Raw genomic sequence first — 13,920 nt, forward strand, 5'->3', positions numbered from 1 at the left:
TACTTGTTTTTTTATGATTTTTTCGATTTATTTGTTTGTATTTACGCTTTTCTTTTTTTAAAATCAAGATAAGAAAGTATAGAGTGTAGAAAAAGAAATTGATATATAGGGTGGTTATTTAGTAAGGAGGTAACTATGAAAGGAAAATTGAAAATAAGGAAAAATAAAGGCTTTACTTTAGCTGAACTACTTATTGTCGTAGCCATTATAGCAGTACTTGTAGCAGTATCAATTCCTATATTTACAGGAAAACTTGAAAAAGCAAGGATAGCTACCACAGAAGCTAATGTAAGAAGTGCTAAGGCGGCAGCAATTGCAGATTGGATGGATACTGCTAAAATCGATGAAGATAATTTTGAGGAATCATTTCTTGCTAGCGCAAAGAAACTTTTGACTTTTGATTTGGTGGTATATGCAGCTAATAGCTTATGCTACGAAGGCAGTGGAGTTAGAGTATATGTATATGACGGAGAAAAAAATATTTTGGTTGAAAATTCGTCAAGAACGCCATCAATATCTGCAAAATCCGGAAAGTTATATACAAAGGTTGCTGTTGAAATTAACTTAGAAACAGGGGCAGTTAGGACTAATCCATATTTGACTGGAACAGGAGAAAATCGCGAAGTCAATACTGGTTTTGGTACCAATTCATTTGAAGATGAAGCAGAACCGGAGCCATCAGGCGGTCATGGCGGTCATAGTGGCTGATAACTAGCAGTTTTTACAATTATATATTGAATTAGTATACAGCCTGATGCCTTATCTTAGGTATCAGGCTGTTTGTGAATTATACCTGCAGGAGCATTATGATTCATAAATGAAAGAGGGCTTAATATGAAAAAGTATGTTGCAATTTCTTTTGGCTTTATACTGGTAGGCTATGTCTTACTTGTTTTTTCCATGCTCATTCCTAATGAGTTGCTAACTGAAAATGTAATGAAATCTGCGCAGGAGCTTTACTATCAGGAAGATTATCCTTCATTGTATTTAAAAGGAGCTTTCCTTGAAAATTTTTGTGATGCTGACTATATTGCAGTTGCCTACAATCAGCGTACTTATAATCCTTTAACAAATGCTCTTGATGCATACAATTATTGTTACAATGAAGAATCTGGTGCTAATAGAGGCGTAAGGGGACTCTATGTGACTTTTTATGATTATTCACAAAAGATATATGAACATTCCCATGCTTGGCATGGATATAGAATATTCCTACGACCATTATTGGTCCTTTATTCTGTAGCAGATATCAGGTGGTTATTAACTTCTTTAGTATTCATTTTAGTGATACTTATCTGTATTTATATATATAAGGCAACAGATAAATTCTGGGCCTTTTTACCTTTTCTTTTTTCTATTGTTTATTTCAATTATCAATTAGAAGCATTATCTATTGCGATTTCCATCAATTTCCTTTTGATGCTCATTCCATGCATCTTTATTCTTTATGGCTGTATTAATGGAAAAGAACTTGATTATTTCCATGCCTGCATGTTTATTACAGGACTTTGCTCTGCTTATTTTGCTCTGTGTGATCTTCCTTCTATGTCCATAGGATTTCCTATTATCATGATGTTAGCTTTTAATAAACGGAATGATTTTGATAAGCTTCTAGAAGCGTTTAAGATGACATTAATGTGGTTCTTGGGTTATGCAGTTGAAGGTATTCCCAAATTTATCATAAATGAGTTTTTTATGAAGCTTGAAGGCGCCAGTACAGTACTCATTTGGTATACAGGAAAAAAACATGGCGTAGGGATTTTGAATAGATTCATAAAAGTAGGCGAATTATTAGAAGAAGTATTTGATATTGAAAAGGTTCAGGCAGATATATTTTGGGCTATGATTGTAATTATCTTTGTTTTGCTGGTAATTAGAAAGAAATATAAGGAAATTGTCGTAAAAGATATCATGGCTTATTTATTTGTATCTATGATTCCGATTTTATGGGTGATTGTCATGATTATTGCTGCAAATTTAGATTGGACACCATTTATATTTAGCACCATGATTTTTGCGATTATTCAATACCTTTGGGGAGTTTTGGAAGAATCGTTTATTTAATTTTTAGAAAATTTACTGTTTTTGCTAATTATTATATACAATTTATGGTTTATAATATGATTACGAATCATAAATTACAAATTAGAAATGATTTGTAAGTAGGGGTTTTGTTCATAGCAAGGGAGAAAAGTGGAGAGAAAATGGGAAAAGGGGAGTAGCAACTAAAAAAGTCAAAGAAAAGGAGATCAAGTTTATGAAAAAGATGATGAACAGATTGAATAGAAAAGACGGCTTCACTTTAGCTGAGCTGCTGATTGTTGTAGCAATTATTGCTGTCCTTGTTGCAGTATCTATTCCTATTTTCACAAGTAGATTGGAGAAGGCAAGAGAGGCTACAGATCTTGCAAACTTAAGAGCAGCATATGCTGCTGGAGTTGCTGATTATCTCGGAAATAATTACACCACTGATCAACCAGCGAAGTATTATAACGTACAGACAGGTATGTTAGAATCATCTACTTCAAAGGCATTAAAGGGAACAGCTGCAGATGGTGGAACTGCTCCTACAGCAATTGGAGAAGGCTTTACTTATAATGCAACTACACCTTATGCAGATAAAGCTATCAAAGTAACCATTAAGGCAGATGGCAAAGTTGAATTAGCAGCCGAATAAGCCTTAACAGAATATGTTAATTCAGCAGGCACGAAAGTGCCTGCTGGATCTATAATAATCACCCAAGATTAATGATAGATATTAATTTTTGGAGGATTAAATTATGAACAAAACTTATTGGAAGAAAGGAATATCGGGCATTTTTATTATCTTGTTGATAATACTAATTGCGCTTTTGATTGTTATTTTGGCTCCCATAATAAGTAGAGACGCAAATGAAGAATTAAATGCCATGGATAACAGTATGGTTGTTGCGGCAGAAAAACAGGCAAAAGTTTTATACCTGCAGGATCTTAAGGCATTCAAGTTGGTTTTTGATTCCCAAAATAAAAAGTTTATAGATCCAAGTGTAGCCAAAAGAACAGTTACTCCTTATGGAAATAGTAAGGAGCATTCGGGGAAATATATCTTGGTAACAGTCGATGCGGAAGGAAACATCTCCTCTAAATGGGTATCGCCCTATGACTGATCTTTAGTCGAAAGAATCAAGGGGGAAAACAAATGCCAAAAAAGCGTATTGGTGACCTTCTTATAGAAAGAGGTCTTATTACTGAAAGCGAGCTTCAGTTTGCTCTTGATACCCAGAAGCAGACAAAGGAAAAGCTGGGTGAAGTTTTAGTTAACAACAACATAGTTAGTCCTGAAAATATGGCCAAAACATTGGCTGTACAGCTTGAAGTTGACTATGTTGATCTTGCCAAAATGACACTTGCATCTGATTTGGCGGATATTGTTCAAAAAAATACAGCCAAAAAAAATCATTTAGTTCCTGTTCAGAAGCGGGGAGATACTTTGTATGTTGCAATGGATGACCCGCTTAATTATTATGCCCTTGATGAAGTTAGAAAAGTAACAAACCTGAAAATTGTACCTCTTATTGCCACGCATGTTGCAGTAGAAAGAGCAATTAATACGCTCTACGGTAACGAAGGTGCAAGACAAGCTATTGAAGATTATAAGAGAGAAAGCGGTAACAATACAGAAAAAGAAGATATTGGCGGAGTTGGCAATTATGATTTTATTATTTCCAGTAGTTCATTTACTGGGGATACTGATAGTGCACCAACGATCAGACTTGTTAATTCCATTATAGAAAGAGCTGTGACAGAAAGAGCATCTGATATTCATTTTGAACCTAGAGAGAATGATATGGATGTTAGAATGCGTATTGATGGAATTATGAGAGACATCCTCAAAGTTCCAAATGATGTTACCGCAGCTGTAATTGCCCGCGTTAAGACAATGTCGGGTATGGATGTAGCAGAAAAAAGAATACCTCAAGATGGACGATTCACAGTTAGTGTTTCAAATAAAAGTATAGATATGCGTGTATCTACACTGCCAATTGCTTGGGGCGAGAAGATTGTTTGTCGTCTTCTTGATAAATCTAATACAAATATTGATAAAGAAATGTTAGGTTTAAGGCCTGACGATATGGAAAAATATGAAAAACTCATTCACTACAGAAATGGAGTAATGCTTCTTGTTGGTCCTACGGGATCAGGTAAGACCACAACAATGTATGCCATGTTGAATGAGCTAAATACAAGGGATGTGAATTTGGTAACTTTGGAAGACCCTATAGAGTATAACCTTGATGGTCTTAATCAGGTTCAGATAAATCCCAAGACAAATATGACATTTGCAAATGGTCTTAGAGCTATTCTCAGACAGGACCCAGATATTGTATCTGTTGGTGAGATTCGAGATGGTGAGACTGCTGAAATATGCATGAGAGCAGCTCTTACGGGACGATTTGTTATGAGTACAATTCATACTAATGATGCGGTTGGAGCAATAGACCGACTTGTTGATATAGGAGTAGAGCCTTATCTGGTATCAGCAACTCTTAGAGGTGTTATATCCCAGCGTTTGGTGAGGAGAATATGCCCATATTGTGCGGAAGATTATACTCCAACTCATGAAGATGAAGAGAGACTTGGAATAAAAATACAACCAGGAAAAAAGTTTAAAGTAGGAAAAGGTTGTCAGCATTGTTTTAATACTGGGTATTCTGGAAGAATTGCTGTATTTGAGATTATGATGATTACACCTGTGATTAGAGATCTTATATACAAAAAAGCTGGAAGAAGTGAAATAGAAGCAGAACTTAAAAAACCTGAAAATAACTTTGTATCTTTGAAAGAAGCTGCTACAAAGCTTGTGTTTGAAGGGATAACTACTGTATATGAAGTAATGCGCATCACCAATGAGAGTGATTGAGGTAAATGCCTATGATGACAATAGAACAGCTGGTTGTAAAAGCAAAAGAAGATGGAGCATCTGATATACATATTATTTGTGGGCTTCCTGCAAAATATAGAAAAAGCGGGGACCTTGAAAACATGGAAGAGGTGGCAGCAACTAAAGAAGACTGCTTTAATATGGCAAAAGAGCTAGCAAAGACAGATGAGGCTTACAATATATTGATGACAACAGGTGAGCTTGACGCAGCTGATTCTTTTGGAGGCAACAGATGTCGTATTCATCTGTTCAAACAGCAGGGCGTTCCATCATTGGCTCTTAGAATACTATCAGAAAATATCCCAGATCTGTCTACACTTGGACTTCCACCAGCGGTTATGGATCTTCCAAAACTCCATAAAGGAATAGTTCTTGTAACAGGTGAAACAGGATCAGGTAAATCTACTACTCTTGCAGCTATCATGGACAACATAAATCACAATTACAAGAGACATATAGTAACCTTAGAAGATCCTGTAGAGTATATGTATAAGCCGGATCTTTGTGCTATTAACCAAAGAGAGGTGGGAAAAGATACCCAAAGTTTTGCTATGGGACTAAGAGCTTCACTCCGTGAGGATCCAAACGTAATACTTATTGGTGAGATGAGAGATCGAGATACTATAGAAACTGCTATTACTGCAGCTGAAACAGGACATCTTGTTTTTGGAACACTTCATACTGGAAGCGCAGCGGATTCCATTGATCGTATGGTTCAGGTATTCCCAGAAGCCGCACAACAACAGATAAGGCTTCAGCTTTCAATGGTACTACAAGCAGTACTTACTCAGCAGCTTATTCAAAAAAAAGGCGGAGGAAGAGCGCTTGCTGCTGAATACATGATAGTCACAGATGCTATCAGAAATCTCATTAGAACAGGTAATACACCGCAGATAGCAAATGCAGTAGCAACAAGTGCTGAGATTGGTGGACAGACTATGGACCAGGCGTTGTGTATGCTTGTAAGGAAAGGACTTATTACTAGAGATAACGCACTTCATTATGCAGTAAATAAAGAATTTGTTTCGAGAAATATGATGTAACAAGGGGGCACTATGAACAGTTACAAATATACTGCTATTGGAAATGCTGGTGAAGAAGTAAGTGGCATGATAGAAGCTATTGACGAGCTTGAAGCCACAGCCAGAATACGCAATCAGTATAATGTAATATTGTCTGTTAAGCAGATTAAGGGTGAATCAGATACTTTTCTTGGAAAGCTCATGACTGCCGATATTGGTGGAAATAAGCTAAATCCGAAGGCGTTTACTCTTATGTGTAGTCAGTTTGCTACTATTCTCTCGGCGGGAATTCCTATAGCAAGAGCTGTGAAACTAGTAACAGATAAGACCCCTGACAAGATGCTAAAAAAATTATTGAGAGTAGTAGGCGAGGATGTAGAGGCTGGAAGATCGCTTTCAGCAGCATTTAATGATCATGGAAGTGCATTTTTGCCACCTACATTCTGTGAAACTATTCGCGCAGGTGAAGAATCTGGAAATCTTGCCGATAGTTTTGAATCCACATACAAACACTTTGATAAACAGACAAAAATGAGTTCAAAAGTAAAAGGTGCTCTGAGCTATCCTATATTTGTATTTGTTATAGCTATTGTTGTGGTAATTGTTCTTATGGTAAAGGTTGTTCCGACTTTTACAGCGATGTTTGAAGATATGGGTGGAGAACTCCCATTTATGACTAAGCTTCTTATCATGATGTCAGATTTTGTTAGCAAGACATTTCTATATTTCATTGTCATATCTGTAGTTTTAGTAATTGGATTTATGTTTTATAAAAAAACAGAAAAAGGAGCAATGTTAATCGCAAAGCTTCAGCTAAAACTACCTGTTCTTGGAAATATAGTTGTTTTAAATAGTGCAAGCCTTTTTGCAAATACAATGGCTACAATGATCCAGTCGGGTCTTCCAGTCACTAAGGCAGTAACTATTACTGCAAGAGTCATGCCTAATGAATTTATTGCAGAAAGAACAGCTAATATGGTAACCAGGATAGAAGAAGGAAAGACGATTGTTGAATCAATGAGAGAAGCTGCCTGCTATCCAGATATCTTGACGGATATGGTAGGGGTTGGAGAAGAAACAGGAGAAATGAAGACAACTCTTGATACAGTTGCTAAGTATTATGACAACGAATTAGAACAGGCAGTTGCCAAAGCAATATCTAAACTTGAACCTACAATTTTAGTTTTCCTTGCTGGTATAGCGGGATTCATTGTTATTTCAATCTATATGGCAATGTTCTCAATGTACAGCTACATGTGATGATTATGATTGCATATTTTGGGCTTATTACTTTCATTTTTGGGCTTGTTTTGGGATCCTTCCTAAATTGTACAGCTATGAGAATTGTAAAAAAAGAAAACTGGGTAAAGGGAAGGAGTCATTGCATTAATTGCGGACATGATCTCGGAGCAAAAGACCTAATACCGCTAATAAGCTATCTACAGACAGGTGGAAGATGTAGATATTGTAAAAAGAAAATCTCCATAAGATATCCGCTTACAGAACTCATTTTTGGATTTCTTTCACTTTTTATGTACATGGCGGTTATGGCTCCTGAAATTGCTAAAGCTTTTAGTGGAAACAATGAGCTTCTATTTGGTTCTTTTTTGGTGTTTATTAGAAATATAGTTTTGACAGGAGCCCTTTTTGTTATAGCGCTTGTTGATCTTGAAATACAGGAAGTTCCAAACGGATGTCTTATTGTTGGAGTTTTGGCATTTTTATTAACTACACCATTTATATGTGAAGAAGATTGGATAAAGTGGATAGGGCATCGTATTTTGGCAGCTATTTTGACCATGATGATCATTATCTTAATAGTTGTCATTATGGAAAGGGTTTTAAAAAAGCAGGCAATGGGTGGAGGAGATATAAAGCTTTATGCTTTACTTGCCCTATATCTTGGATATGCAGGAAGCTATGAGGTTGTTCTTTTATCATGCATCATAGGAATTATCTTTGTAGCAGTCAGGAAAGTACTTTTTCCTGAAAAAGCTAAAGAATTTCCTTTTGCACCATCAATTGCACTAGCTGGATACTTGATGCTTATCTTTTCAGAGATAGTTACTGATTGGTACTTTAGCTTATTCATATAGGGAGTAATGACTGATGAGCAAGAGAACAGGAAATATAGGAATCTATACTGCACATGGAAGACTTACACTTGCAATGATTAAGGGGAAAGATTTCAAAAGCGTTTCTGTTGATATCCCCGAAAATATTGTAAGTAGAGGCGAAATAATATCCAAGAATCTGTATGCAACTTTTATTAGGGACACAATTAAAGCTAACGGTTTTAGAGCTAAGACAGCCTCTTTTGTTATAGGTGCAGATCAGGTTTTTATAAGAAATGTGAAGATTCCTAAAATGGCTGATGAGCAAGTAAAATATAATCTTCCATTCGAGTTCAGGGATTATATAAGAGGCGAATTAAAGGATTATCTTTATGACTATGCGTATAGACCACCTATGGTTGAAAAGAATACAGAAGGTGATGAACAGACGCTTGACCTTTTGGCTGTTGCTGTTCCTGTTGAGTATTTTGATAATGTCTCAGAAATAGTTCAGAAAGCAGGACTAAAGCTGGTAAAGGCATTACCAGAAGTATGTGTACTAGAGAGATTGTTAAAAGAATTCCCTACTCCTGAAGAACAAAAGATTGAGAGATGCTTCCTTGATATTGGCAATAGTGCCACTAGATTGCAGATATTTAAGGACGGAAAATATAAGCTTGCACAGCTTATTGATATAGGCATTAATCATGTGAGGGGTGCAATTGCCGATGATATGAATATTGACTTTGAACTCGCAAAGACTTATCTCAATACAAAATATGAAAATTGCGATAGATCAGAAGCGGCAATGAACGCATATAGAGATATTTCAGCTGAAATAATAAAAGGATTTAATTATTATGAAATGTCAGATATGAGTTCAAGACTTAACGAAGTCGTTATTTATGGAAATGGTGGAATGATAGAGCCACTGGTTGAACTATTAAAAGAAAGAATATCAATGCATGTTATCACTATGAATGAAGCCTTCCCACAGTTTAACAAAGATGGCATGTTTAATGTAATGGCTGCGTCTACAGGAGTTCTGCTAGATAACTGATAATTACAAGGAGAACAAATGGGAAAAGTAAATGCTAAAAAGAAAATGGATGCACCACTAAAGACCTACATAAACTTTGTGGAGCTAGAAGAGAAAAAAGAAACCAGCTGGAAGATGCTTTTTCCTGGTGTTATTTTGATTGTGATTTTGGCTGGAGCCTTTGCAAAGTTTTGTGTAGTAGATATGTATGCCAAGGCAGATAGACTCAAGGGTGAAGTTGCACAGATGCAATTGTCATTAGAAAATGACCTGAAGATTATTAGCGAATCTAATGATATTAACGATGTTTTTTATCATTATACTTGGTATGACATGGATAGTGAAGAAAAGGACAGGATTCCAAGAACTGAAATTTTTGAGCTTATAGAAGATATTTCTGATTCAGAAGTTCATGTTGAGAGCTTTAGTATTCAGAATAATGTCGTTTTGATGGATGTTTATACGGATAGTCAGTACCGAATGATGGAACTAAGTAAAAAACTTTCTGACAATCCTGATATTGAAAGCATGAATATTAGTGCTTTGCAGGTTACTACATTGGAGTCAGGTGAAAGTATTAAACAGTCGCATGTTGTTATCTATATGAAGAGCCTAAGTGCAAGGAGTGAAGAACAGTGAAAACTTTTGGAAGAGAGTTTACAGTTAGAGAAAAAGTATTACTTCTTGTGATGGTTATCATCATGTTAGGAGCACTGTATTATCTTATGGTATTTGAACCTGTTACAAGTGAAATTCATCAGGCTGAGCTTGCTAAACAGTCTCTTCAGGATGAACTTCTTATTGCTGAGTCAAGGGCTGCCCAGATAGTAAATATGAGAAATGAAATGGAGGCTTCCGAACAAGCAGGCAGAAGCTTTACATACATGCCAAGTTATAACGCTAGTAACATTGAAATAGACTATTTGCATGATGTATTAGAAACGAATGCTGACGATTATCTAATAAACTTTAATCAGATTACAAGATCAGGAAATCAGATAAGAAGGCATTTTTCACTTAGTTTTACTGCAAGATCATATGATGTTGCAAAGAAAATTATTTCTGAATTAGAAGCTAGTGAAATAAGGTGTTTAATAGGTGATATTTCTGTATCTTCTTCAGAAGAATCTGTTATAGATGGATATGTTGGTATCAGTTGTGTTGCTACCTTCTATGAGACTATGTATGACGCAGTTGAAGATTCGGAACTACCCGAAGATTCAGCACAGTCATCACAGGCAGCAGATGATACAGGAGAATGACATGAAAAATAGGATTGCTGAAAAAGATGGCGCGACCATTATTTTTGCTATAGCTGTTTTTCTAGTGGCTACTGTTCTTAGCATTAGCATTGTTGGTGCTGCCTTAAATAGTGCAAAAGCAGCCGCAAGACAAAATGATAATAGGCAGGCTAAGCTGGCCGTATCTTCAGCTGCATCATATGTTAAAAGACTTTTTGACGGATGCAGCTATTCTTATGCTCCTACAAGTGCAGGGAGGGATAGTTACAAGTATATAGTTAAATATGCTCAGGCTGATGGAACGGAAAGTGAAATGGGTAAACTAAGTGTAGCTACTCAGAATGAATTTAAAACTTTTATTAAAAATTCTGTAAATGGAAGATCAGCTAATACTTTGGAATGGTACATGACATCTGATATTACTGAGAATGACGCTGACCCACTTAAGGTTAAGGTCGTAGTAATGATGAATACTGAAAATGTCGATAATAACATTAAAGTAGTAATAAGCGACATGCATGGTAATACTACAGTTTCAATGTTGTTTGTAGTAACTGTTTCTACCAGTAGCATATTATCAAGTAAAAAGGATTACACCTGGTCCTATTCAGCGATAGGAGAATAAAGGATAGCTTATGCAAGTAAAAGAAAGAATAGTAAACAAGATAAAACAAAATAGGGGAGAAAGTCTTGCAGAAACCCTGATTTCTCTTGTGATAGCATCTTTTGGAATGATGATACTTGCAGGTGCTATTATTGCATCAAGTAAAGTGCTGATAAAATCAAATACTGATTTTTTTAGTCACGAAGACCTTTCAGGAAGCATAGCCCAAACTTCTGCTACTATCAAATTTCAAGGAGAAAATATTTCTTTTACTGCAAGTGACGCTATTGCAGCAGGACTTAATACAACTACTAGTGTGACTGTCTATAAATATACAGATGGAGATGACTATTATTACTATTACGTTCCGGTTTTTGCTGATGAGTGACGCATTTGGAGAATAGAGATGAAGAAGATACGAGATTTACTAAAAGATAAAAAAGGATTCTCTTTTGCTGAGCTATTACTTGCTACTGGAATAATGGTGTTTGCTACTTCAATACTTACAGTGACTATTTCGCTTGCTTTGTCACAGTATTATAGAGGGCAGCAATCATCAAGCGCGATTTCTTTATGTGCTATTTTATCAACTTATGTGGAAGCAGAATTAAGCTATGCAACTATAACTCTCGATAGTTTGGGAAGTGTTAGGTCTGGAGCAAATGGAGAGTTTCTTTTTTCAAGCGAAGCTCATAATTTTGGGCCGGGATCATTTTTCGTTATTACAGATGAAAACGGAAATGTAGTCGAAAAAGTAAAACTAGGGAATTTATCAAAAAAGGTTGGAAGGATATCTGAGAGTTCAGTTTTATATAACAAAAATTATTATGATATAGCTGGTAGCGGAGCATATAAAAAAACTAGTGATAAGCATTCAATTTATGCTGGAATGAGTATTGACTATGTTAGGGATGCATTTTCAGTACATATATGGATTCAGGATGATGATGGAAAGAAATTAACAGAAAATTATTTTATTGTAGTTCCACTTGAGGTTATAAGGGCTGATAACTAAGGGGATGCAAATGTATAAAAAGATAGGTGGCATGCAACTTAAAAATAATAAAGGTTTTACGCTAGCTGAATTATTGATCACTATTGCTTTGATTGGTATTTTGGCCGGTGTTGGTGCGCTTGCTATCTATAACTTTTTGACAAATAACAGGCAGGCTGCAGCTGATAAAGCGGCTGAAAGTTTGGCTCTTGCTTTTCAAAATAGGCTTCAGGAAATATATGCTTTTGAAGAAATAAGTGAGGATGAATTAAAGGCAGCATCTACTAGTGCAGTTATAGGTAATAGAACAGTTACTATAAATACCGAGACGAATAATAGTGAGAGTATGACAATAGAGGTTCAATATTACGCTATCGGTATGCAGGAAGGACTAGCTTTGTTTGGATGTTCTGATGATACAATTGAGCGCATAACAGATTATGGTCAGATATTTGCATCAGAGTTTTATCAAAACGGGATAGTAATAGAATATGATCCAGTTAACTGTAGAGTATATTCTGTAACATATTTAAGCGATACAAGTAAATATTCTATTGAGGAACTCTATAATGGGCATATGAACTCTATTAGAAATGCAACTGATAGGAAAAATACTTACAAAGGTTATGTTGGATATTACGAGATTGAAGATAAAGCAGAAGCATATATAGAAAATGACATAAGAAATCAGATAAATGTAAGGATTGGAAGATACGTAAATGGAGAAAAACGACTTTATAATAGCGATAAACTGATAGCGAATATAGAGATAGTTTTTCCTACAGAAGGTCCTAATTATTTTAATAAATTAAAAAATCGATGGGTTATGATAACCGTTGAAATTGAGGGAGAAACCAGTGGGAATACAATGGTTTTTTCTGAGTGGTCGCCATATCTTGATACATTGGCTTATACGAATATTCCGTTAGTAATTGATGGATTTGGTATCAGCGAGGTGACGGGAAGAACCCAGAGCTTTGCTGGACAGTTTTCAAAAGAGGGTAAATTTCCTACAGCTGATGAAATATTACACTCTATTCAGTGGTCTCCATATGGAAGAAAAGCAAAAAGAGTAGACGATAGTGGTGTAGATTCTACATCAGGTGATAATGACGTTTATCTCATTCCTGGGGAGAACATAATTGTAAAAGCTACAGTCGCTAGTTTTGAAAAACAAAGTGATATTTCAACTGACGGGAATATTCTTACATCACCTTTATTAACATCTACAGCATCTGCATCAGATAACAGTTTATTTGCTTATGATAATGGGTTATACACAGAAGGCGATAATGTGGCAAGCGGGGTAGATGGAACAGAATATAAGGCATTTATATCATATGGCAGACATCTTCAGAATCTTGATGAATCAAGTGGTTTTGAAAAAGCTATTGAGAATGATTCATCAGTTATATCAGTGAGTGCTTTTCAGGCAAGGGATATTGATTTTAAAGAGGCAGTTGATGGAGAAGAGCTAGTAACAGATAAAGTTTGTCTTTGGTTTGACTCATATAAACTAGAGTCAGGTGAGCCTGCATATTTCACTCCAATATTAAATAAATATATAACAAGCTATGATGTTTTACAAAATGATGATGGTAAGTATTTTGAAATAAGAAATTTAAAAATAGATGAGTCAATGCCAGAAAAAAGTGCAGTAAAGACACTTAATTCTGGAAAGACAATGGCAGTTCCGAGAACATTTCTTAATGTTACAGATTATCAGAAAACAGTGAATGGAACTGAAGTATATTACAGATATTGTGCGGGATTATTTAGGATATTTTATGGTGATGATATTAAAAATATAACTTTAATAGATCCACAGATAACAGGACTTCAAAAAGTAGGAGCGGATGGTGAGGCAGACAATCTTGTTTCATCAATAGGAGCACTGGCCGGTATTACTACAAATGAAGTTACGATAGAAAATTGCAACATTGTTATTACAGGAACGGAAATATTAGAAGGAGAAGATGATCAGGCTCCAACTGGATGGATTAGAACTGTAACAGAAAAAGAAATAGTTATTCCCTAATATGCCG

At 35.6% G+C, this 13,920-nt stretch carries 15 protein-coding genes; all 15 read left to right on the forward strand.

Annotated elements, in window-relative coordinates; translation table 11 throughout:
• Nucleotides 1–135: 135 nt before the first annotated feature.
• A complete protein-coding gene (locus BUA02_RS06220) occupies nucleotides 136–708 on the forward strand; it encodes a type II secretion system protein (protein WP_072701859.1) in 573 nt (190 codons plus the stop codon).
• Nucleotides 709–834: 126 nt separating this feature from the next.
• Nucleotides 835–2,064, forward strand: a complete 1,230-nt coding sequence (locus BUA02_RS06225) for a hypothetical protein (RefSeq protein ID WP_072701861.1) — start codon at nucleotides 835–837, stop codon at nucleotides 2,062–2,064.
• 193 nt (nucleotides 2,065–2,257) lie between these two features.
• Nucleotides 2,258–2,677, forward strand: a complete 420-nt coding sequence (locus BUA02_RS06230; protein ID WP_072701863.1) for a type II secretion system protein — start codon at nucleotides 2,258–2,260, stop codon at nucleotides 2,675–2,677.
• A gap of 103 nt (nucleotides 2,678–2,780) precedes the next feature.
• Nucleotides 2,781–3,146 carry a hypothetical protein gene (locus BUA02_RS06235; protein WP_072701865.1) on the forward strand — a complete coding sequence of 122 codons (366 nt, stop codon included), beginning with the start codon at nucleotides 2,781–2,783 and terminating at the stop codon, nucleotides 3,144–3,146.
• A 32-nt stretch (nucleotides 3,147–3,178) separates the two neighbouring features.
• Nucleotides 3,179–4,900 (forward strand): GspE/PulE family protein, encoded by a 1,722-nt coding sequence (locus BUA02_RS06240; RefSeq protein ID WP_072701867.1) that lies wholly within the window; start codon nucleotides 3,179–3,181, stop codon nucleotides 4,898–4,900.
• A gap of 11 nt (nucleotides 4,901–4,911) precedes the next feature.
• Nucleotides 4,912–5,964 (forward strand): type IV pilus twitching motility protein PilT, encoded by a 1,053-nt coding sequence (locus tag BUA02_RS06245; RefSeq protein WP_242946482.1) that lies wholly within the window; start codon nucleotides 4,912–4,914, stop codon nucleotides 5,962–5,964.
• A gap of 12 nt (nucleotides 5,965–5,976) precedes the next feature.
• Nucleotides 5,977–7,203, forward strand: coding sequence for a type II secretion system F family protein (locus BUA02_RS06250; protein ID WP_072701869.1), 1,227 nt, complete (start codon nucleotides 5,977–5,979; stop codon nucleotides 7,201–7,203).
• A gap of 5 nt (nucleotides 7,204–7,208) precedes the next feature.
• Complete coding sequence (locus tag BUA02_RS06255; protein WP_178297613.1) at nucleotides 7,209–8,039, forward strand: prepilin peptidase; 831 nt, start codon at nucleotides 7,209–7,211, stop codon at nucleotides 8,037–8,039.
• 13 nt (nucleotides 8,040–8,052) lie between these two features.
• A complete protein-coding gene (gene pilM, locus BUA02_RS06260; protein WP_072701873.1) occupies nucleotides 8,053–9,057 on the forward strand; it encodes a pilus assembly protein PilM in 1,005 nt (334 codons plus the stop codon).
• Between the two features lie 18 nt (nucleotides 9,058–9,075).
• A complete protein-coding gene (locus BUA02_RS06265) occupies nucleotides 9,076–9,675 on the forward strand; it encodes a hypothetical protein (protein WP_072701875.1) in 600 nt (199 codons plus the stop codon).
• Nucleotides 9,672–10,298, forward strand: a complete 627-nt coding sequence (gene gspM / locus BUA02_RS06270) for a type II secretion system protein GspM (protein ID WP_072701877.1) — start codon at nucleotides 9,672–9,674, stop codon at nucleotides 10,296–10,298. The genes BUA02_RS06265 and gspM overlap by 4 nt, the downstream gene beginning before the upstream one ends.
• Nucleotide 10,299: 1 nt before the next feature.
• A complete protein-coding gene (locus BUA02_RS06275; protein ID WP_072701879.1) occupies nucleotides 10,300–10,902 on the forward strand; it encodes a hypothetical protein in 603 nt (200 codons plus the stop codon).
• Between the two features lie 10 nt (nucleotides 10,903–10,912).
• Nucleotides 10,913–11,269 (forward strand): type IV pilus modification PilV family protein, encoded by a 357-nt coding sequence (locus BUA02_RS06280; protein WP_072701881.1) that lies wholly within the window; start codon nucleotides 10,913–10,915, stop codon nucleotides 11,267–11,269.
• Nucleotides 11,270–11,287: 18 nt separating this feature from the next.
• Nucleotides 11,288–11,896 (forward strand): hypothetical protein, encoded by a 609-nt coding sequence (locus BUA02_RS06285; RefSeq protein ID WP_072701883.1) that lies wholly within the window; start codon nucleotides 11,288–11,290, stop codon nucleotides 11,894–11,896.
• 10 nt (nucleotides 11,897–11,906) lie between these two features.
• On the forward strand, nucleotides 11,907–13,913 hold the full coding sequence (locus BUA02_RS06290; RefSeq protein WP_072701885.1) for a pilus assembly FimT family protein: 2,007 nt from the start codon (nucleotides 11,907–11,909) through the stop codon (nucleotides 13,911–13,913).
• Nucleotides 13,914–13,920: the final 7 nt, after the last annotated feature.

Source organism: Butyrivibrio hungatei DSM 14810, assembly GCF_900143205.1.
GTDB classification, from domain to species: domain Bacteria; phylum Bacillota; class Clostridia; order Lachnospirales; family Lachnospiraceae; genus Butyrivibrio; species Butyrivibrio hungatei.